Raw genomic sequence first — 19,766 nt, 5'->3', positions numbered from 1 at the left:
GGGATGACCGGGCTGCCCAAGGTGGTCGGATTGATTCTCCGATCGCAGAGGGTATATGTGTATAGAAGGTATAGGGATCCTCCTCATGCGTATCAACATCGAAATCGATGATCGCCTCATGGCCGACGCACTTGCTGCAACTGGCTTGAAAACCACGCGGGAAGTAGTGAAACTGGGCTTAAGGACGATTCACCAACTCCAGCGTCAGAAAGAGGCTGTTCAGTATTTGGGCAAGCTCAACTGGCAGGGCGACGAGAAAATGAGAACTGGCTAAGATTGATGACACCTGTCGATTTCTGCATATGGATCGACTTGCTTCAGAGGCATCGTCACTCCGGAAGCGAGCCGGCTCACTGCCCTCCTTCAGGGTGACGAACCGGTTGTGACGAGGGTCCCATCTTCGTAGAGGTGCTACACGGGTTCGGCATCGAACGCGACTTCGGTGAGGCCAATCAGTTGATGACTGAGCACTTGCCTGTCATCTCTCTTGTCAGCGTCGACATCGCAATCCAGGCCGCGCAGAACTATCGCATCCCGCGAGCACGAGGCGAAACGATCCGCAAAACGATCGAGCGAAGCTGCAACTATTGATCGTGTCGGCTAGAGCGCGGCCGGTTTTTGGTACCAGCAGCCAGTTCTGCGAAACACCCAGTCGCTGGCTTCGCTCTTAAGTTGAGAGTGCTCGCAAGTCAAATGCAGTCGTCGAATAATCGGCCAAAGCCGACGCTCAGCTACCGACCCTCATCGGGCGGCTGCACGCGGCTAACCGGCCGTTAGCCCGAGCCGGGTCCGGCTCGGCGACTCTCACATCCGCGAACGCGTACTTACGACCCGGAGCGATCAGTCATCACCGCGCGCTCGGAATGGCCGCTTAGGAGGGCGAACATCTGCGGAGGCCTACCCTAGTGCCGGCGATCGTGACAATCGGTTTGCAATTTCGGCCATGCTGTACAGGCAACGCCAGAATGATGGAATCAGGCAGCCTGCACAAGCCGCGCACGAATGGGACATTTCATCACACACCTCCGGCGCTGTTCTGGCGCAAGAAGGCGCTTGCGCCAAAGGCGGGAGACCCCTACCGCGCCCGGAATCTTGCGGCCTGGATGGCACCCTCGCTTAGCGTCGTCAGTTCCAGCCTTCTTCTTCGGCGTTGATTCGTTTGACGTACGTCAACCAGACGGTTCGGCGCGTGACTATTCTTCAGACGCTGGGACTTACGGGTTTCCGGTCGGCTCTGCGGGGTCATCGGCACCATTGCGCGCCTCCCGCGGAAAGGGGGATGTATGTCAGATCCAGAACTACCTCGGCCCGCGCGACGCCCGCTCCATCGTGGGCAAACAAACGGAGGCCTGTGGCTCGCCGTCGGAATTTCGCTCATCGGGATGTCCTTTGCCCATGTGCCGCTCACAGCGGGCGTCCTTCCACAAGGGGGCACTTACGTGGCCGGCGCGGGCGCGATAGCGGGCCAGGGCAACGGGCTCTTGATCACCCAACCGGGTTCGACGCGCGGTGTGATCGAGTGGAACAGCTTCTCCGTGGGCAGGAACAATAGCGTGACGTTCGACAACGGCTCGGGCGCGACGCTGAACCGGGTGACGGGGGGCTCGCCGTCCGCGATCCTCGGCCGGCTCAGTGCCACGGGCAGCCTGTATGTGATCAATCCGCAGGGCATCGTCGTCGGGCCGTCGGGCGTAATCAGCACGGGGGACCGCTTCGTCGCGTCCACCCTGGATATCTGCGACGACGCCTTCATAAAAGGCAGCGGTGCGCTCAAGCTGTCGGGCAACGCGGATGCAAGCGTGATCAACCTGGGCAGGATCAGTTCCAGCGGCGGCGATGTGTTCCTGATCGCGCGCAGCGCCGTGATCAATGCGGGCGCCGTGTCCGCGCCCAACGGCACGGCGGAGCTGGCGGCAGGCGGGCAGGTGCTGTTGCAGAATTCGGCGAGCAGCCGGCAGGTGTTCGTGCAGACGGGTAGTCAGGGTGCGGTCGTCAACAGGGGACGGATAACCGCCGCGCAGATCAGCCTGCAGGCCGCCGACGGCAACGTGTATGCGCTCGCGGGCGGCGGTACGCGCATCCGTGCAACCGGCACGGCGAGCCGCGAAGGGCACGTCTGGCTCGTTGCCGACAGCGGCCGTATCAAGCAGTCCGCCAAGATTGCCGCGACCAACGCAGACGGCAGCGGCGGAACCGTCGATACCCAAGCGGCGCACCTGGCGTTCGGCAAAGACGCGATGGTCGATGCAGGCCAATGGAACCTCTCGACACCCGCTTTCACGATAGACGATGCTGCCGCGCATGCATTGCAGCGCAGTCTTAACGCCGGCACGTCGGTCGACCTGACTACGACGGGAGCCAACGAGGCAACGGGTGACCTCGCCGTCGCGTCGAGCCTGCGCTGGTCCGGTCCGGCTTCGCTTACGCTCGCCGCGTACCACGAGGTCTCCGTGACGACGGATGCGACTATCGCCAACCATGGTGCGGGCAATCTGATCTTGCGCGCCGACGCATCAGGCATCGGCAACGGCGGCAATGTGACCAACCATGGCACGCTGGACTGGTCGGCGAGCACTGGCGCAGTCAGCGCCTTGTACGACATGAACGGCTCATACCTTGCCGGCACGCAACGGACCAACCCCGAATGGGCGGCAGCCGAATTCAGCGGATTGGTGACGCAGATCACCAGCTACAAACTCGTCAATTCCCTCGTCGACCTGACGAACGTCGCCAGCGACCTCGCCAGCAACTATGCGCTGGGCCGCAACATCGATGCCGGCGCGACCCGATTGCCGCCGATCGGGTCGATCAACTTGCCGTTCACTGGCCAGTTCGATGGCGCGGGTCACACGATCCGCAATTTTACCCTTGGGGCAGTTCCCGGGGACCACGGAGAACGCGGTTCCGTGATGGGTGCGCATGGCATGTTCGGGGTTATCGGCTCAGCAGGAATTGTTCGTAACCTGAACCTTGCCGGAAGCACGACGGAGAGTACTTCTCTTATCCAGTTCGCCTCCTATGGCGTCCTGGCCGGCGTCAATTATGGAACGGTACTGTTTGACAGCACCGCCGGGTCGATTAACTTGATGACTGGTTTCAACTATGTCACGTATTCCGGTGGTCTGGTCGGATACAACTATGGCCTGATCCAGCGGTCGTCGAGCAGCGTCAGTGTTGCCGCGCAATACACCGTCGGTGGACTGGTGGGCGACAATCTTGCGATGGGCCGTATCGTGCAGTCTTATGCCAGCGGTAACGTCACCGCCGGGCCTTACAGCGGCGGCGGTGGCGGCCTTGCCGGTATTAACGGAGGCTCAGTCGCTCAATCGTACGCAACCGGTAGCGTCCGGTACATCGGATCCTGCCCGGGAGGAAACAGCTGCGGCAGCGCCGGCCTGGTCCAGAGCAATTCGGGGACTATCAGCGAGTCGTTCGCGGTCGGACCTGTGCTGCAGAGGCCGGCGGGGATAGTGGCCTTCAACTCCGTCCCGATCTCAACTGACGTTTTCTGGAATACAGAGACGACGCTCGCGCCGGTGGCTGTTCTCTCCGGACCAGGACTACCGGCCTCCAACGGGCTCACCACCGCACAAATGAGTATGGCTTCATCGTTCGCGTCATACGACTTCGGTCCAAACGGCACGTGGGCAATGCCAGCCGGCGCAAGCCACCCCATCCTCCGATGGCAACTTGCCCATCCGTAAGTGCCCTTCACGGCTGGACAGCCCTTGCGGATAAGCCGAAAGTCCGATCCGCGTCGATAGCCCAATCAGCATGCGGCGCTGGATGCGGTCGAATCGTACGGGCAAATCACCGAACGTAAAGGGCCAGGCAGCCCATGGTCGGGACGAACTCCGCGCGCTTTCGCCTGGCGGCGGCCCGATCGTGAATGTCTTCATCGAGCCGAAGGGGTTTCAGCGCAAAGTCGTAGATCAAGGTTGCGGGCAACATCAATCGAGGAGATTGGACATCTTTCTCTCGGGCTGAACGGCGGAAATCTGTTATTCCAATTCGTCACCTGCTATGGGGAGCGAGATCATCCTCCCAACTTCGGCAAAGGGGCTTCCTGGCCCGTGCCGCCGGACGGTCCTTGGACCATCGTCGCGATGCCGTCCGCTCTCAAAACGATAGCCGCCTTTGATCTCACTGCGTCGGCGTTGCCACACGTTGTTTCTAGCTAGCGCGGCGGTTTGGCCGCGCGCATGGACGTCAGAGAGCGTATGTCCCCGGTGAACCGCAGCGCTGGCTTGCTTTCATTCAACATTTCGAATAAATTGGAACTATGGAAGATAAAGACGTTATCCGCGCGCTTGCGGCGCTTGCCCACGAACTGCGACTGCGTGTGTTCCGCATGCTGGTGGTCGCTGGCCCGAGCGGCTTGACACCGGGCGCCATGGCGGAACAGCTCGAGGTTCCCAACGCGACGCTCTCCTTTCACCTGAAGGAGCTGATGAACGCGGGGCTGGTCACGCAGGAGCGCGACGGGCGCAGCCTGATCTATCGCGCCGCTTATCACCATATGAGCGCGGTGCTTGGCTTTCTGACCGAAAACTGCTGTCAGGGGCAGCCTTGCCTTGAACCTGGCGCGGACTCATGCAAATCTTGACGGAGAACCAACATGAAGCGGTTTCACATCCACGTCCACGTTGACGACCTCGCAGCCAGTGTCGCGTTCTATTCGAAGCTGTTCGCCGCAGAACCGGCGCGCGTCGAGGCGGACTACGCCAAATGGATGCTGGACGATCCCCGCGTGAACTTTGCGATTTCAACGCGCGGCACAAATGCCGGCGTCGACCACCTCGGCTTCCAGGTGGACGACGCGGCAGAGCTTGCCGAACTGGCAACGCGGGCGGAGGCCGCGGACATGGCACTGCTCGACCAGGGCGAGACAACCTGCTGCTATGCGCGCAGCGACAAGCACTGGCTTCTCGATCCGCAGGGGATTGCCTGGGAGCACTTCCATACGCTGGACGGCGCGCCGGTATATGGCGAGAGCAGGCAAACATCGTCGTCGGCAGGGGCAACGTCCTGCTGTGCTCCGAGCGGCAAACCTGTTGGCATCCCTGTTAAACCTGCCGGTTCGGCCTGCTGCTGATCACGCTGCCCACAGACAACACCATGACCACGAACGTACTCATCCTCTGCACGCACAATTCCGCGCGCAGTGTGCTTTCCGAAGGCATGCTGAACCATTGGGCGAAGAAGCTCGGCAAGGACGTCCGCGCGTACAGCGCAGGCAGTGCGCCGAGCGGTCGCATCAATCCGTTCGCGCTCGAAGCGCTGACGAACGCCGGCATCGATACGCAAGGCTATCGCAGCAAAAGCTGGGATGAATTCGCGCAGGACGGCGCACCCGAGATGCGCATCGTCATCACGGTCTGCGACAGCGCCGCGGCCGAGGCGTGTCCGTTCTGGCCGGGCCGCCCTGTCAAGGTTCACTGGGGCTACGCCGATCCGTCGAACGCGCCCGGTGGTGATGAAGGTAAGCGGCAAGCATTCGAACTCACGCGCGAAGCGATCGGCTACCGCATGCTGCAACTGCTTGCGCTCCCACTCGAAAGACTTGACAACGCCCAACTGCAGCAGGCTCTAAACGACATCGTTCAGAGCTGAACCCTTTTGATCGAGTCACTTCATGAACACCCCCAATGTTGCCGCTTCGGGGAAGCCGGCCGCGAAGCCGGCCATCAGCTTCTTTGAGCGCTACCTGACCGTCTGGGTCGCGCTGTGCATTGTCGCCGGCATCCTGCTTGGACAGGTGCTGCCTGGTGTCTTCCAGACGATTGGCCGGCTGGAATATGCGCATGTCAACCTGCCGGTCGGCTTGCTGATCTGGGTGATGATCATCCCGATGCTCGTCAAGGTCGACTTCGGCGCGCTGCACGAGGTGCGCCAGCACGTCAAGGGCATCGGCGTAACGCTCGTCGTGAACTGGCTGGTCAAACCGTTCTCAATGGCGCTGCTCGCATGGCTCTTCGTCAAGCACCTGTTCGCGCCGATGCTGCCTGCAGAGCAACTCGACAGCTACGTCGCGGGTCTGATCCTGCTCGCAGCGGCGCCCTGTACGGCGATGGTGTTCGTCTGGAGCCGCCTGACCGGCGGTGATCCTCTGTTCACGCTCTCTCAGGTCGCGCTGAACGACAGCATCATGGTGGTCGCCTTTGCGCCGCTCGTCGGCCTGCTGCTTGGCATTTCCTCGATCACGGTGCCGTGGGCGACGCTTCTCACGTCCGTCGTGCTCTACATCGTGATTCCGGTCATCCTCGCGCAGATCCTGCGCCAGGTGCTCCTTGTCCGGGGGCAGGCGGCATTCGATGCTGCCATGGCAAGGATCGGCCCATGGTCCATCACCGCGCTGCTGGCGACGCTGGTGCTGCTCTTCGCGTTCCAGGGCGAAGCCATCCTGAAGCAGCCGCTCGTTATCGTGCTGCTCGCGGTGCCGATCCTGATCCAGGTGTTGTTCAATTCGGCGCTTGCCTACGGGCTCAATCGCGCGGTCGGCGAGAAGCACAACATTGCCTGTCCGTCGGCGCTGATTGGCGCGTCGAACTTCTTCGAACTGGCTGTCGCCACCGCAATCGGTCTGTTCGGCTTCAATTCAGGGGCTGCGCTCGCGACCGTCGTGGGCGTGCTGATCGAAGTGCCCGTCATGCTGCTCGTGGTGCGCATCGTCAACCGCTCAAAGGGCTGGTACGAGTGCGCCTGACGAATATGGAAACGATCACAGAGGGTAAACGTGTCCGATCTCGTACTGACCTCGCGCCGCCCGTCATGCCCGGACCCGGTCCATGCCCCCATCTCCAGCGGTCGACCTGAAGCGCAACGTTCTACCGGGGGGATTCGGCCAGAGCCGTTCCGTCCAGAGCAATGCCAGCCAGACAAAACGAGAACTCGTCTCAAACGCTAAACAACGTACATCGTCGCCTTCTTCATGCACACGGAGCGTTCACATGCGCCGCAGAGAAAGGCTTGCTTCAATTGACGAATGTTGCCGCTATAACCATTGACTTACGTCAATTCATCGCCCGCATGATGCTGCACGGTCAGCAGGTCTTTTCTCTGGCCCCGTGCGTACTAACCACCGCTTGATCCGACAGGGTTGATTCAGGTCAACCCAGGCAGAGCGCTACTGTTGAGAATGGGGTCGATGGCGGCGTTAAGAATCCGGTAAGAAAGCCGCCCGAACATGTAGAGCATCCACTGGGAGAATTCACGATGCTCAAGTCTGGGCGCCCGCGCGCGCTTCGCTTGCTGTACGTCTTCGGCGTTGTCACTGCCACCGGTGTTTCAGCCGCGTACGCGGAATCTCCTGCGCAAATCCTGAACGACTACGCCGCGCAGTCGGGAACTGCGCCTGTTCCCTCGCGAGGTCAACAGTTCTTCACCACGCGACATGGCCGTGAGTGGGCCTGTGCGACGTGCCACGGCGCCGCGCCGACCGGAAGCGGACTGCATGCAGCCACTGGCAAGACGATTGCTCCGCTTGCACCGGCCTTCAATCCGGAGCGCTTTACGGATGCGGCAAAAACGGAAAAGTGGTTCCGCCGCAATTGCGGGGATGTGGTTGGGCGCGAGTGCACGGCGTCGGAGAAAGCCGACATCTTGAGTTGGCTATTGACGCTCAAGCCATAGCACGCACGAGCGGGATCGACATCGATGACTTCGCGGGTGACTGACACATGGGAATCCGATTCGCTACTGTTATCGCATACGCGTTCACGACACTTGCCGCGACCGTGCTTGCAGGCGTTGCTTTCGCAGAGGACGAGCAGCATGCAAGATCCGTGACGCCACTGCCCAAATACCAGCAGGAGTGCGCCGCCTGCCACCTGGCCTATCCGCCAGGTATGTTGCCCGCGGATTCGTGGCGACGCATCCTCAACAATCTCGATCACCACTTCGGCACTAACGCGTCTCTGGACCCCGCCTCGGTGAAGCAGCTCGAAAGCTGGCTTACGGGCCATGCCGCAAACGCGGGGCGGACGACGAACGCGCCGCCCGAGGATCGCATTACCCGCTCAACGTGGTTCATGGGCGCGCACGACGAAGTTCCTGCGTCGACGTGGCGGCGTCCGGCAATCAGGAGCGCATCGAACTGCGCCGCCTGTCATACGCGGGCAGATCAAGGAAATTTCGATGAACGATACATGGGTATCCCGCGCTGACAACGACGCGCACGCGCCCGGCACGGTCCGGATTCTGGTATGGGACGCGCCCGTGCGCGTATTCCACTGGCTGATGGTTGCCTCGTTCGCCGGCGCATGGCTGACGGCGGAAAGCGAGCGATGGCGCCTGCTGCACGCGACGCTGGGGTACACGATGGTCGGCCTCGTAGCGTTTCGCATCGTCTGGGGAGTGATGGGAACTCGATACGCCCGGTTCTCCGCCTTCGTGCGCTCGCCAAGAGCGGTCCTCCGCTACATGGCGAGCCTCCTCAAGGGGCGTCCGGAGCGACATGTCGGCCACAATCCGGCAGGTGCCATCGCGATTATTGCCATGCTGCTCATGACCTGGGCCGTCGGCGTGACCGGCTGGGCCGCCTATAACAGCACCGGTGGCGAATGGCTTGGCGAGCTGCATGGGGGCCTTGCAAACGCCATGCTCGCGCTCATCGTCATTCACGTCGTAGCGGTGCTGGCGAGCAGCCTGCTCCATCGCGAAAACCTGATTGGTGCGATGGTAACGGGATACAAATCGGGCCGCGCCAACGAGAGCATTCGAACCGCGCGCTGGGGGTTCGCTGCGTTGGTGATGGCAGCCGCAATCGCCTGGTGGTGGACACAATGGCAGGCGGCGCCGCAAGCGTCGGCGCCCAATCCATCCGCGGCTTCCGCTGCACATCTGCGGACCGACGGAGATGGCGACGGCGACTGATCCCAATCGACAGGACATTTCACGCGTGCGCATTCTGCTTGTCGAAGACGACCCCCTGCTCGGCGACGGCATGCGTGCCGGTTTGCGACAGCAGGGCTTTCAGGTCGACTGGGTTCGCGACGGCGAGGCGGCGCAGCGCGAGCTGCGCGCCCATCCCTACGCGGCCGCGGTCCTCGATCTCGGCCTGCCGCGCATGGACGGGATCGATGTGCTGCTAAACGTGCGCCGCGCCGGTGTGGAGCTTCCCATTCTGGTGCTCACAGCCCGCGATGCTGTGCCCGATCGCATCCGCGGGCTCGACATCGGCGCCGACGACTACGTGGTCAAACCGATCGATCTCCACGAACTCGGCGCCCGGCTGCGCGCACTGGTGCGCCGCTCGCATGGCCGGCCGCGCGAGCGGCTTGAGGCTCAGGATGTCGTGCTGGAACCGGCATCGCGTATGGTGTACCGCGATGGCGCCCCCGTGACGCTGTCTGCGCGCGAGTTCGATCTGCTGCATGTGTTGATGCTGAATGCGGGCCACGTTCTTTCGCGCGAACAGATCGAGCAGCATCTGTATAGCTGGGGCCAGGAAGTGGAAAGCAACGCGGTCGAAGTGCATGTGCATCGCCTCAGAAGCAAGCTCGGCAGCGACCTGATTCGGACCGTGCGCGGCGTAGGCTACGTGCTGCTGCGCGAAACTACGGACGAGCCATGAAGCCGCCGCGCTCGCTGCAGGGACGTTTGCTGGTGCTCGTGACCGGAGTGGTAGCGACCGTGTGGCTGATCGCGAGCGCACTCACCTGGCGGGACGCGCGGCGTGAAATCGATCAGCTACTCGACAGCCATCTCGCGCAGGCTGCGGCGCTGCTGGTGATGCAGCAGGCCCAGGCGGCGGACGACGACGAAACCCTGGATGCTCCGATTCTGCATCCCTACGCGCCGAAGGTGGTATTTCAGGTTTTCCACGAAGGGCGGCTCGGAATGCATTCAGCCAATGCGCCCGCGCAACCCATGGTGCCTCCCCAGGAGAGGCGGGTATCGGGATTTTGGACCGTCGAGATAGATGGCAAGGCATGGCGGGTATTTGCAACTCCCAGCGCGCAGCACGATGTCGAAGTCTACGTGGGGGAGCGGATTGACTCGCGCACTTCGATACTGATGGCGGTGATGCGCAGCGCCTTCTGGCCCATGGCCGGCGCGCTGCCGGTGCTCGCGCTCGTGACCTGGTGGGCCGTCCGACGAGGCGCGGCGCCGCTACGGGACCTGGGGCGCTTGCTGGCGCGGCGCGATCCGCGTGCACTGGACGCGGTCCAGATGAATCGCGCACCGCAAGAAATGCAGCCGATGCTCGATGCGCTCAACCGTCTGTTCGATCGCATTCGGGCCGTGCTCGACGCGGAGCGGCGGTTCACCGCAGATGCCGCGCATGAACTGCGCACGCCAATCGCCGCAATCAAAGCACAGGCACAGGTGGCTATGGCGGAAGACGATGCCGGGCTTCGCAGGCACGCGCTCTCTGGTGTGCTTGAGGGCTGCGACCGTATGGTGCATCTCGTCGATCAGCTCTTGCTGCTGTCGCGGCTCGAAGCCGGGACGCCGACGGACGATAACGCTGACAGCGCTGCTATCGACCTTGGTGCGGTAGCGAAGCAGGTTGTCGCCGACATCGCCCCGCAGTCGATCGGCCGGTTGCAGCAACTCGAGTTCGAAGCGCCAGGACACTGCGTCGTCATAGGCAACGAGGTGCTACTTGCGTCGCTCATTCGCAATCTGGTCGACAACGCCGTCCGCTATAGCCCTACTCGGGCTCGAATTTCGGTGTCGGTTCGCCATCGCGATAGCCACGTTACGCTGGCTGTGGAAGATAGCGGACCGGGTCTCCCGGAAGACGACCTGCGACGACTGGGAGAGCGATTCTTCCGTGGGTCTGGTAGCGGGCAAAGCGGCAGCGGGCTCGGATGGTCGATCGTGCGGCGCATCGCAGGCGCGCATGGCGCCGCGATCCACGTCGGCAGATCCCGTGCGCTCGGCGGCTTACGGGTGGAGATTTCGTGGATTGATGTCAGTCAAAAGGAACCTGAGGCCGATTCCAGTGCTGTGACAAGGATTGCGTCTTGAGGCGCTTGCATAAGAAGCCAGACGGAAGCAACCGATATTCGAATGCGGGTTCAAGTGGTGCAAGACCTGGGGCAATGGTTCGCATATCGTTCACGCGGCGCTATTGCCCGGTCCGCTTTCCGCGCATCTGTAGCCGGATCACGTCGACATGGCCGGGGAGATTGCCGGCCAGTTCGCTTTCCGTATAGCTGACATACAGCACTGTCAGCCGTTTCGCATCCAGAATCCGGATGACGTGAACGGCCTTGAAGACTGGGTCTACCGATTCATCGAATACCTGCGCCTTTGCGGGGATCTGGATAGGCGTACTCAGCTTGTCAACCTGCTGGCAGGCAACGACGGCGTCTGATGTGCGGCCCGGTTGAACACTACCGAGATCGCCGTCGCGGTGCATACCGGAAACGTAGCACGTCACACCCTTAAGGAGCGGATCATCGTAGGCGGAGATTCCGATGTGCGCGCCGTAACGCTGCGAATGTGTAGCGATGCGGGCCAGTTCTTCGCCATGCACAACGGGCGTCGCAACCACGGCGACCGCAGTCACCACAATTCCGGTAATCCGAGAGCAATGCGTCATGAAATATCTCCTCACGGCATTCCGTCCGAGGCTGGAGCTATAGGCTGCTTACAACACCATGCCGATTCGGTTCCGGCCAGTAGAACCGGGTATCGATTCCACCTTTCACCGGCACGTTCACCCATCGGTGTTCGATGACATGACCGGCCTGCGCTGCGATCCGGTAGCGTCCGGGTGGCATCCGGAAGTAGATGAACGGACCGTGCGTTCTCGCCTTCAGGAGTTCGACGCCTCGCTCCGGGTTCAGCGTAACCGTGACATCCGACAGGTATTCTCCGCCGGTCAACGCGAACGTGATGCGCTGGTTGAACCGCGGAGCCAGCGCCTGAAGCAAGCGAGCCGGTCGCGCCCGCATCGATGCCGGGACTCTCGAGCTATCACGTCGCCCTGTTCGACAAGGCAACCGGCGAGCGCATCAGCGACGCGGCTATCACTGCCACGGTGACGAGTCCGGCGCCAAAATCGCGCTCACGTACAGAGGTCAAGCCACTGCAGGAAGTGAAATTCAATGACATCATGACCTACGGCAACTATTTCGATATGCCGTGGCGGGGCCGCTATCGCTTCGATCTTTCGATCACGCGAAAAAACAGCGCCAAGCGACCAACATCCGCCTGACCTGCGACCACCACCTGTAAATAACGGGGCGCATCGATCACGCGCCGGTTTGCCCTGGAGGCGTATCCACACCGCCCCGCTTACGCGGGTCGACATGGGTCATGACATTGAGCACGCGATGGCGCGTCAAGACGCGCTGGCGCGCAGCGACTGCGATATCGTGTCCCGCTTCGATGGAAATCGTGGCGTCGACCTCGATGTGAACATCGGCCACGATCATGTCACCCATCTTGCGCGTGCGCAGGTCGTGAACGCCGATGACGCCGGACGTCCCGAGCAGCGTCTGCCGGATGGCGTCCACCTCACTCTCGTCTGCCGAGCGGTCCATCAGGTCGTGAAGAGCCTCTGAGCCGAACTCCCATCCCATCTTGAGCACCAACATGCCGACAATCAGCGCCGCTACCGGATCGAGTATGGGATAGCCTGCCAGATTGCCAACGATACCCACGCCAACCACCAGCGAAGATGCAGCATCGGACCTGGCATGCCACGCGTTGGCGACGAGCATGCTCGACTTCACGCGCTTCGCAATCGCGAGCATGTAACGGAACAGCAGCTCCTTCGCGATCAGTGCCCCCATCGCCACCCATAACGCGACGATGTGAACGCGCTGCACGGATGCTGGATCTTCGAGTTTGCGCTGCGCGGACCAAAGCATACCAACGCCCACCGCGCCAAGAAGGAAACCAAGCGCCAGCGACGCGGCGGTTTCGAACCGCTGATGACCGTATGGATGCTCTTCGTCAGCGTCTTTCCTGCTGTGATGGCTGGCAAAAAGCACCACAAAGTCAGAGACGAGATCGGAGAGCGAGTGTATGCCGTCCGCGACAAGACCCTGAGAGCCAGAAAGAATGCCCGTAAGCACCTGGCCGAAGGTCAGGGCTAGATTAACGGCCACGCTCACCCATGTGCTGCGTGACGCCGCCGCAGCACGCTCGGCAGGAGAATGTTCCGTGTTCTCGGTGTCGTCGAAGAGTTCCTCAGTTTTCACGTGATGCTTCCCTCCGATGGAAATTTCCACGCGGCGGGCGTTGCAGGGCTCCGTTACGCATGCCGCGTCGTTTGGTTCAACGCTCGGTGGTATGGCCGTGATCTACGCGGCTGTGCCGCTTCAGCGACCGCCGCCACGCCAGCTTCCGTTGTTCGAGGAGCATCTTCCAGTCGAGTTTCATGAGTATGTACACGAGCCCGAGCAAGATCAGTTGCGTGACGACGAAGTAGCCGCTGAGGTAGCCACCTTCAAACTGCACTTCTGGATCCATGTGCGCGGATACGAACCGGCCAAGATGCGCCCAGACCGTGTAGCTCACCGTACGGCCGACGAAGAATGCCGCTCCAATGACTCTGAGCGGCAGCCCTGAAAGCCCATACGCGATGAAGAGATAGTTCGAAGGAAACGGGCTCAATGCATAAAGGAAGAACGCGCTGAGGGTCATCTTGTGCGTCTCTAGCCAGGCTTTGACCACGTCGATGTTTTGCCGGTCGGATTCGCGCATCAGCCGTCCGTGAACGAGCGACCGCGCAAAAGTGGCCAGAATCAGCCGGCCGAACGTCGCCGCGCCGGCGGCGACGAATGCGAAGACAACCGGGTTGCCCTCCGGAACATTGAAGCCGACCCACGACATGGCCATCCACGTGGGCGGCGCAAACGCCGGCATTAGATTGATCAGCAGCACGACGACGAACAGGATTGCCAGTGTCGCCACGACGAACCTCTTAACGGCTGGGCCTCCAGCTTTTCATTTTGCTGTTTGGCAGTGCCGTCGCGCTTGATGCATGTCAAGCCAGGGAGGGCGGCGCTGCGCCGTGCAAGCGGTCAAGCGGCGGTCGCCGGCCCATGTGGACGATGGTCACCCTTGCCTTGCTTTCCCGACGTCTCTAGCGGATTCGCAATAAAGTTGATCGGGAAGAGCCCGCAAGCCGAAGCGGCTCATTCCTCTCGGTAGGAATGAGCCGCTGGAATCACGCTAACGCGATAGCCGGATGGCCGATCACCACGTTATCCGTTGTAGCACCTTATCCTTGCGCACGAAGCGGTGGAACAGCGCTGCGCCGACGTGCATGCCGATCAGCACCAGCAGCACCCAAGCGAGCGCGCTATGAATGTCTCCCATTGCATGTCCCACGGTTGACCCCGTGGGCACGAGCGCCGGCAATGGCAGCGCACCGAAGAGCGTCTCCGCCCAGCCCCGCGACGACGCATTGGCCCAGCCTAGCACCGGAACTGCGATCAGCGCGGCATAAAGCAGGAAGTGCGTGGAGCGCGAAATGGTATCCAGCAGCGGCGGCAGGTTGCCCGGAGGCGGCTGGTGCGTGAGCCGCCAGACGACCCGTACAGCCATGGCCGCAATCAGTGCCGTGCCGATCGCAAGGTGCCACGCAATGAGGCCGACCGGTTGCGTGTCGCGGTGCACGTCGGGCATCGTCCAGCCAACAACGAATTGTGCTGCGACCAGGACAACGATTGACCAGTGAAGAAGACGCGCGACGAGCCCATAGGTCTCGTCGCCGCGTTGCTCGATGGCGGACATTGTCACCCCTCGAAGAGTCTGAAACGCGTGTATCTTGCCCAAAAAGCCTTACCGCAAGCTTAAGAAACCGTTCCATCTGCGCGGATTTTGTATGGTTTTATTACAGGCACGCCTGTTTGCATACGAGACCAGATCCGGGTCGGGGCCGTCGCCGTCCGACTGGTTTGACGTCAGTCAAAAGGCGCTAAAGATCGGCTCATACACTCTGACATGGCTCACCGTTTGAGTCGTTCCGAAAAGCCGTACTGCAATCCGCCTCGTGCCTCACTCGGACTCAATGCTTTCGCCATGCGACGCCTATTGCGTTCTATCGACTTCGTCCTGCTGCTTATCACGGCCCTGAGCCTGATAGCCGGGCTCATGTTTGCCGCATTGGGCCGAACCGCCATTGCACACGCGTTGTGGACCGCCGGCGCAGTGCCGGTCGTGCTGGCGTTGTCGGTTTCCATCGTCCAGGCGCTGCGGCGGCACGAAGCAGGCATCGATGTTCTCGCTCTGCTCGCCATTGGTTTCGCGCTGGCACTCGGCGAATATCTCACCGCCGCGGTGATCTCGCTAATGCTGGCGAGTGGGCGCGCACTGGAAACCTACGCGCAGGAACGGGCACGACGCGAAATGACGGCGCTCCTTGCTCACGCGCCGCGCTACGCCAATCGCTTCGAGGCAGGCGAGTGGTGCCGGGTGGAACTGGACGCTGTCCGTCCGGGAGATTGCCTGCTGGTCCGCAGCGGCGAGTTCGTACCAGTCGATGGCACGCTCGCCAGTCACGCACAGTTGGACGAATCGGCACTCACCGGCGAGTCCGTGCTCCAGTCGCGCCCGCCCGGCGAGGCCGTGCTCAGCGGCGTAGTCAACGCGGGAGCGGCGTTCGAGATGGTGGCTGCGGCGGCAGCGCGCGATAGCACGTTTGCCGGGATCGTCCGCATGGTGCAGTCCGCGCAGCAGGAGCGCAGTCCCGCGGCGCGTCTCGCCGACCGCTATGCACTGCTTTTCATACCCGTCGCCATGCTTCTTGCCGGCGGCAGCTGGCTTGTCACAGGCAACGCCGTACGAGCGCTGGCAGTGCTCGTCGTTGCCACCCCATGCCCATTGATCCTGGCGGTGCCCGTGGCAATCGTCTCCGGAATGTCGCGTTGCGCGAAACGTGGCGTGCTCGTTAAAGGCGGCGGCGCTCTGGAACGGCTCGCGCAGGCGAAGATCATGTTTTTCGACAAAACCGGTACGCTTACTGGCGGCCATGCCCGTCTGGTGGCGGTCGAAAGTGATCCTGGCACGACGCCGGACCGCGTGTTGCGGTTCGCCGCCTCGCTTGCTCAAGCTTCGGGCCATGTGATTTCCGAGGCGGTGACCACTGCGGCACGCGAACGCAATCTCGCTCTTGCCGTGCCTGCCCGCGTTGTCGAGCAGCCGGGTGCGGGACTGACGGGTGAGGTCGACGGTCGCGTCGTCGCGATCGGTTCGTTTGCCTATGTCTCGACGGTCGCGGCGCCAGCGCAATGGAGCAAGGCATTCCTCCAGCGCGTTGCCAACGAAGGCGCCTCGGCCGTGTTCGTGGGCATCGACGGTGTAATGGCGGGCGCCATCCAGATGGCCGACCAGATCCGTCTGGAGACGCCACGGGCGCTAAGGTTGCTGCGACAGGAAGGTATCCGGCGGCTCGTCATGCTCACTGGCGACAGACGCGACGTGGCCGAGACCATCGGTGCGACGCTCGGGGTAACCGAAGTGCGCGCGGAACAGACGCCTGCAGACAAGCTCGCCGCGATCCACGCCGCTCGAGCGGAAGGCACCGTCATCATGGTGGGCGATGGCATCAACGACGCCCCTGCACTCGCCGCCGCCGACGTCGGGATCGCGATGGGCGCGCGCGGGGCCGCGGCGTCATCGGAGGCGGCAGACATCGTACTGCTCGTAGACCGGCTGGACCGCCTCGTAGAGGCATTACGAGTGGCTCGCCGCACGCGACGGATCGCGGTCCAGAGCGTGGTGGCCGGCGTGGCGCTTTCGTTCGCGGCCATGGCGGTGGCGGCCTTCGGCTACTTGCCACCCTTGTTAGGTGCGATGCTTCAGGAACTCATCGACGTGGCAGTCATCGTGAATGCACTCCGCGCGCTAAGGGTACGCTCGACCGCGACGACCGGCACTCTCGCGCGCGGCGATGCAGACCGGCTGAAAGCCGGTCACGTCGAGCTCGGTCCCGTGACTGAACAGATCCGGAAACTGGCCGACGAGTTGCCGCGATTACCGCGAACGGCGATAGCGGGCGCGCTTGACAACGTGAACGAGTCGCTGACCCGAGAGCTTGTTCCGCACGAACAACGCGATGATACGGAGGTGTATCCGGATCTTGCGCGCCTGCTTGGCGGCGAAGATCCGATGGCCGCGATGAGTGGCATGCACCACGAGATATTTCGCATCGCCCGTCTGCTCAGACAGATGACAGCGGATGTACCGATCGACGGGCCGGATGCGGACAGCATTCGGGAGTTCCAGCGGCTGCTGTATGGACTCGACGCGATTGTGCGCTTGCACTGCGCGCAGGAGGATGAACTGTTCCACGTGCTTGGGGAGGGGGCCTAGAAATTGGTGTCTATACGAGCAAGAACGCACGCAACAGGTTGGCGGAACTCCTGGCGCCAGTTCTACACGGTGCCTGCAGTTCCTATTGCTCGACGACCGACCCCAGCTCGACGGCTCCTTGTTCTCGTCGGAGCAGAGCGACAGCGGATGCCAATGATTCGACCTGCTTTATCGGCTCCGCGAATGTCAATTGTCGGTTGCGGAGCCGACGTCGGAATGTCCGCGCTGATGCGTGGGCGAATGGCCGCAGATGGCCGATTCTGTTGAAAAAGTCGCCATAGATGCGGAATGTTGGGTATCCTGGGAGACACCGAACGACGGGAGTGAATCGTCATGATGGGTCGATTGGAAAGCGGACAGGACAAGCTCTTCTACTCGTTCAACCTCGACAATCACGTCCCGCAATCACACCTGTTGAGAGGCATTGATCGCTTCCTTGATCTGCGAGATCTGAGGGATTCGCGATTGACGCAAGCATCATCAAGGCCGACGCGAGTCGTGCGAACGGAGTGCCGGGGACAGAACCTATCGACTGGGGATGTGCCAACGGCCAGAGCCGGGCTGTGCGGGAATATCTTGAGGCACTGGCGCAAACCAATCCGGTGGAAGCGGACACGTCAGAGCCAGCAATGTCTTCGACACCGCCAAAGAAGATATCCCTGACTGATCCTGCTGCACGATGGACGGCTGCGCCGGGTGGTCCCGCGTTCTTTGCCTATTCGACGAATTACCTGATTGACCTGCAGGCAGGGATCATTGTTGACGTTGAAGCGACGCCGGCGAACCAGTCCCAAGAGGTCGAATCAACCAGGACAATGATCGATCGTGTTGAACACCAACGGGACCTGAAGCCTCGCCGACTGGTAGGTGACACTGCATACGGCACAGCGGCGCTGCTTGGCTGGATGGTTGACGAGAAACATATCGATCATTGCTGCATCGCCCGAACGAGCATGGGCACGTGCGAGTGCGTGCGCGCAAATGCGCGCGTATTGCCGCAGCATACCCGTGTCCCAGTCCTCGATGAGGGCAGATATCTTCATGTCACGAAGCTGCCGAAGGTAGAAGTGGCGGCCATTTTTTCCGCTGGTCCATCCCAGGAAGACATCACTTGCACTCTGCATGAGGCGCTGACCGGCGATCACCCGCTGGCCGTGATTGGGATGCAGACTCTTGCCTGCATAGGGTTCCAGCACGGAGGCCCGCGCCTCCTTTACCTGCAGGAACAGCGGGTCATTGTCTGCCGCAAGGAAGAGGCCCACCGCGCACATCGTGCCTACGCTCCCCACGCCGACCACCTTCAACGCCAGATCGACGAGATGGAACCTGTCGAACAGTACCCGAACATGCTCGGCCAAGCTCTCGCGGTATAGGGTGACGGCTTCCACATATCCTGACTCAAGGCCGGGTGCGATCTCCTCAGTCGGATGGAAAATCAACGGTGGCTCCTCCTTAATGTGGGGTCGACCTCCTTCCTCGGTGACCAGCTTGGGATAGAGATGGTCAGGCACCTGTTTTTGCCGCTCCACCTCCATCCGCTCCGCAACGCGCCTGCGTATTGCGGCAACGACAGCAGGATCGCCCGAACGATCTTGATACTTGCGCAAGTCGATTCTGTCATACCAGACATCGAGCGCACGCATCGCGGCATAGTCATGCATGCGTTCGCGGTACTCACGGACGAGATCGGTGGCGACGCGTCCCGCATCGCTGGCGGGCAGTGCCAGATGTTCTGCGGCAATATCACCGCATCGGCAATATGACCTTGCTGGCCGACGAACTGAACGTGGTGGCGTCGAACAACCCGTTCCTAGCCAAACGCAAGGAGTACGCCAAGTCCAATATCCGGCTGACTCGCGATCTCTCGAGGCTCAGCCAATTCAAGTTCAAGCAGGTGGACGACCGATCTAAGGAATTCGCCGAGCGGGCGGTGCAGATTTGGAGGGTCTAAGTTGGCCGAGTCGCCGTTCGAGTCACAGAGCGCCTGACTTGCCTCCCTAAAGGCAATGCACGGCACGTCCTTGGGGGGCCAGTGAGCCGAGCCAGTGGTACGCGACGATGGGCGCTCCAGCATGCGCGACGGCGCCTACAAGGCGACTCAGTCCCGGGAGCGAAAAGGGAATCGGTTGGAGCCAATCCGGCATCCGAGACGTGCTTCGTCCCGCGCGCCGCCACGTTGACCGCTGGGGACCGGATTAGGATCTTCGCGCGCGCCTCAAAGCATACAATCCCAGCAGGCTAACGCATGGATCAAATTCGGAACGACGCCCCGCAATCCCGCAGGTAGCCGTAGCAGCAAGCGTCCCCCCCAAGGAATTCTCTAAGTCTCAAGCACTTACGCACCAAAAGCCGTTCCCGAATGTGACATTCGGAACGGCTTTTTGTGTTTTCGGAATCGATTTCCCAATTTCCTGATCCGTCCCTGCTCAGATCAGGGGCGGGATGAGCAGTCGACTCGGCGCTGCCCCACGTCTAACGCCGCT

19 protein-coding genes and 2 pseudogenes are annotated in these 19,766 nt (G+C 61.8%); 15 read left to right on the top strand and 6 right to left on the bottom strand.

Going from position 1 to position 19,766, the window contains the following annotated elements; genetic code table 11:
* Positions 1–85: 85 nt before the first annotated feature.
* From LJ655_RS07105 to LJ655_RS07055, 11 genes are all read left to right on the top strand, one after another.
* Positions 86–274, top strand: coding sequence for a type II toxin-antitoxin system VapB family antitoxin (locus LJ655_RS07105; protein WP_230560548.1), 189 nt, complete (start codon positions 86–88; stop codon positions 272–274).
* A gap of 1,009 nt (positions 275–1,283) precedes the next feature.
* A complete protein-coding gene (locus tag LJ655_RS07100) occupies positions 1,284–3,704 on the top strand; it encodes a two-partner secretion domain-containing protein (protein WP_230560547.1) in 2,421 nt (806 codons plus the stop codon).
* A gap of 578 nt (positions 3,705–4,282) precedes the next feature.
* A complete protein-coding gene (locus LJ655_RS07095; protein WP_230560546.1) occupies positions 4,283–4,606 on the top strand; it encodes an ArsR/SmtB family transcription factor in 324 nt (107 codons plus the stop codon).
* A gap of 12 nt (positions 4,607–4,618) precedes the next feature.
* Complete coding sequence (locus LJ655_RS07090) at positions 4,619–5,095, top strand: ArsI/CadI family heavy metal resistance metalloenzyme (protein ID WP_230560545.1); 477 nt, start codon at positions 4,619–4,621, stop codon at positions 5,093–5,095.
* A 23-nt stretch (positions 5,096–5,118) separates the two neighbouring features.
* Positions 5,119–5,613, top strand: coding sequence for an arsenate reductase ArsC (locus LJ655_RS07085; protein ID WP_230560544.1), 495 nt, complete (start codon positions 5,119–5,121; stop codon positions 5,611–5,613).
* A 22-nt stretch (positions 5,614–5,635) separates the two neighbouring features.
* On the top strand, positions 5,636–6,706 hold the full coding sequence (gene arsB, locus LJ655_RS07080; protein ID WP_230560543.1) for an ACR3 family arsenite efflux transporter: 1,071 nt from the start codon (positions 5,636–5,638) through the stop codon (positions 6,704–6,706).
* A 509-nt stretch (positions 6,707–7,215) separates the two neighbouring features.
* Positions 7,216–7,632 carry a DUF1924 domain-containing protein gene (locus LJ655_RS07075; protein WP_230560542.1) on the top strand — a complete coding sequence of 139 codons (417 nt, stop codon included), beginning with the start codon at positions 7,216–7,218 and terminating at the stop codon, positions 7,630–7,632.
* 47 nt (positions 7,633–7,679) lie between these two features.
* Positions 7,680–8,165 carry a diheme cytochrome c gene (locus LJ655_RS07070; RefSeq protein ID WP_230560541.1) on the top strand — a complete coding sequence of 162 codons (486 nt, stop codon included), beginning with the start codon at positions 7,680–7,682 and terminating at the stop codon, positions 8,163–8,165.
* Entirely contained in the window at positions 8,137–8,874 is a 738-nt protein-coding gene (locus LJ655_RS07065; protein WP_230560540.1) for a cytochrome b/b6 domain-containing protein, read from the top strand. The genes LJ655_RS07070 and LJ655_RS07065 overlap by 29 nt, the downstream gene beginning before the upstream one ends.
* Before the next feature lie 25 nt (positions 8,875–8,899).
* On the top strand, positions 8,900–9,574 hold the full coding sequence (locus LJ655_RS07060) for a response regulator (RefSeq protein WP_230560539.1): 675 nt from the start codon (positions 8,900–8,902) through the stop codon (positions 9,572–9,574).
* On the top strand, positions 9,571–10,977 hold the full coding sequence (locus LJ655_RS07055) for an ATP-binding protein (protein WP_230560538.1): 1,407 nt from the start codon (positions 9,571–9,573) through the stop codon (positions 10,975–10,977). Before LJ655_RS07060 ends, LJ655_RS07055 begins: the two co-directional genes overlap by 4 nt.
* 100 nt (positions 10,978–11,077) lie before the next feature.
* On the opposite strand, the gene LJ655_RS07050 is transcribed toward LJ655_RS07055, so the two are convergent.
* Complete coding sequence (locus LJ655_RS07050) at positions 11,078–11,554, bottom strand: CreA family protein (RefSeq protein WP_230560537.1); 477 nt, start codon at positions 11,552–11,554, stop codon at positions 11,078–11,080.
* Between the two features lie 37 nt (positions 11,555–11,591).
* On the bottom strand, positions 11,592–11,888 hold the full coding sequence (locus LJ655_RS07045; RefSeq protein ID WP_230560536.1) for a hypothetical protein: 297 nt from the start codon (positions 11,886–11,888) through the stop codon (positions 11,592–11,594).
* A 23-nt stretch (positions 11,889–11,911) separates the two neighbouring features.
* Here LJ655_RS07045 and LJ655_RS07040 point away from each other — a divergent pair, with 23 nt between their 5' ends.
* On the top strand, positions 11,912–12,172 hold the full coding sequence (locus LJ655_RS07040) for a hypothetical protein (protein WP_230560535.1): 261 nt from the start codon (positions 11,912–11,914) through the stop codon (positions 12,170–12,172).
* 37 nt (positions 12,173–12,209) lie between these two features.
* Here the strand turns inward: LJ655_RS07040 and LJ655_RS07035 are convergent, their stop codons facing one another.
* The 3 genes from LJ655_RS07035 to LJ655_RS07025 form a co-directional block, all read right to left on the bottom strand.
* Positions 12,210–13,163, bottom strand: a complete 954-nt coding sequence (locus LJ655_RS07035) for a cation diffusion facilitator family transporter (protein WP_230560687.1) — start codon at positions 13,161–13,163, stop codon at positions 12,210–12,212.
* A gap of 76 nt (positions 13,164–13,239) precedes the next feature.
* Entirely contained in the window at positions 13,240–13,878 is a 639-nt protein-coding gene (locus LJ655_RS07030) for a hypothetical protein (RefSeq protein WP_230560534.1), read from the bottom strand.
* Between the two features lie 285 nt (positions 13,879–14,163).
* Positions 14,164–14,703 (bottom strand): cytochrome b, encoded by a 540-nt coding sequence (locus LJ655_RS07025; protein WP_230560533.1) that lies wholly within the window; start codon positions 14,701–14,703, stop codon positions 14,164–14,166.
* A gap of 288 nt (positions 14,704–14,991) precedes the next feature.
* Between LJ655_RS07025 and LJ655_RS07020 the strand changes: the two genes are divergently transcribed.
* Together LJ655_RS07020 and LJ655_RS07015 are read left to right on the top strand one after the other, a co-directional pair.
* Positions 14,992–17,283, top strand: coding sequence for a heavy metal translocating P-type ATPase (locus tag LJ655_RS07020; RefSeq protein WP_230560686.1), 2,292 nt, complete (start codon positions 14,992–14,994; stop codon positions 17,281–17,283).
* Between the two features lie 333 nt (positions 17,284–17,616).
* A pseudogene (locus LJ655_RS07015) lies at positions 17,617–18,212 on the top strand (transposase); the annotation flags it as partial.
* Here the strand turns inward: LJ655_RS07015 and LJ655_RS07010 are convergent.
* Positions 18,210–19,025: pseudogene (locus LJ655_RS07010) on the bottom strand (DUF2252 family protein); the annotation flags it as partial. The pseudogenes LJ655_RS07015 and LJ655_RS07010 overlap by 3 nt on opposite strands.
* On the opposite strand from LJ655_RS07010, the gene LJ655_RS07005 reads away from it, so the two are divergent.
* Positions 19,004–19,234: an HNH endonuclease family protein gene (locus LJ655_RS07005; protein WP_425605778.1), complete on the top strand. Its 231-nt coding sequence runs from the start codon at positions 19,004–19,006 to the stop codon at positions 19,232–19,234. The pseudogene LJ655_RS07010 and the gene LJ655_RS07005 sit on opposite strands and share 22 nt — an antisense overlap.
* The last annotated feature ends 532 nt before the right edge of the window (positions 19,235–19,766 follow it).

Source organism: Paraburkholderia translucens, from assembly GCF_020881035.1.
GTDB classification, from domain to species: Bacteria; Pseudomonadota; Gammaproteobacteria; order Burkholderiales; family Burkholderiaceae; genus Paraburkholderia; species Paraburkholderia translucens.
Note: the sequence above shows the minus strand (reverse complement) of the source record. Positions and strands in the feature narration are given on the sequence as shown.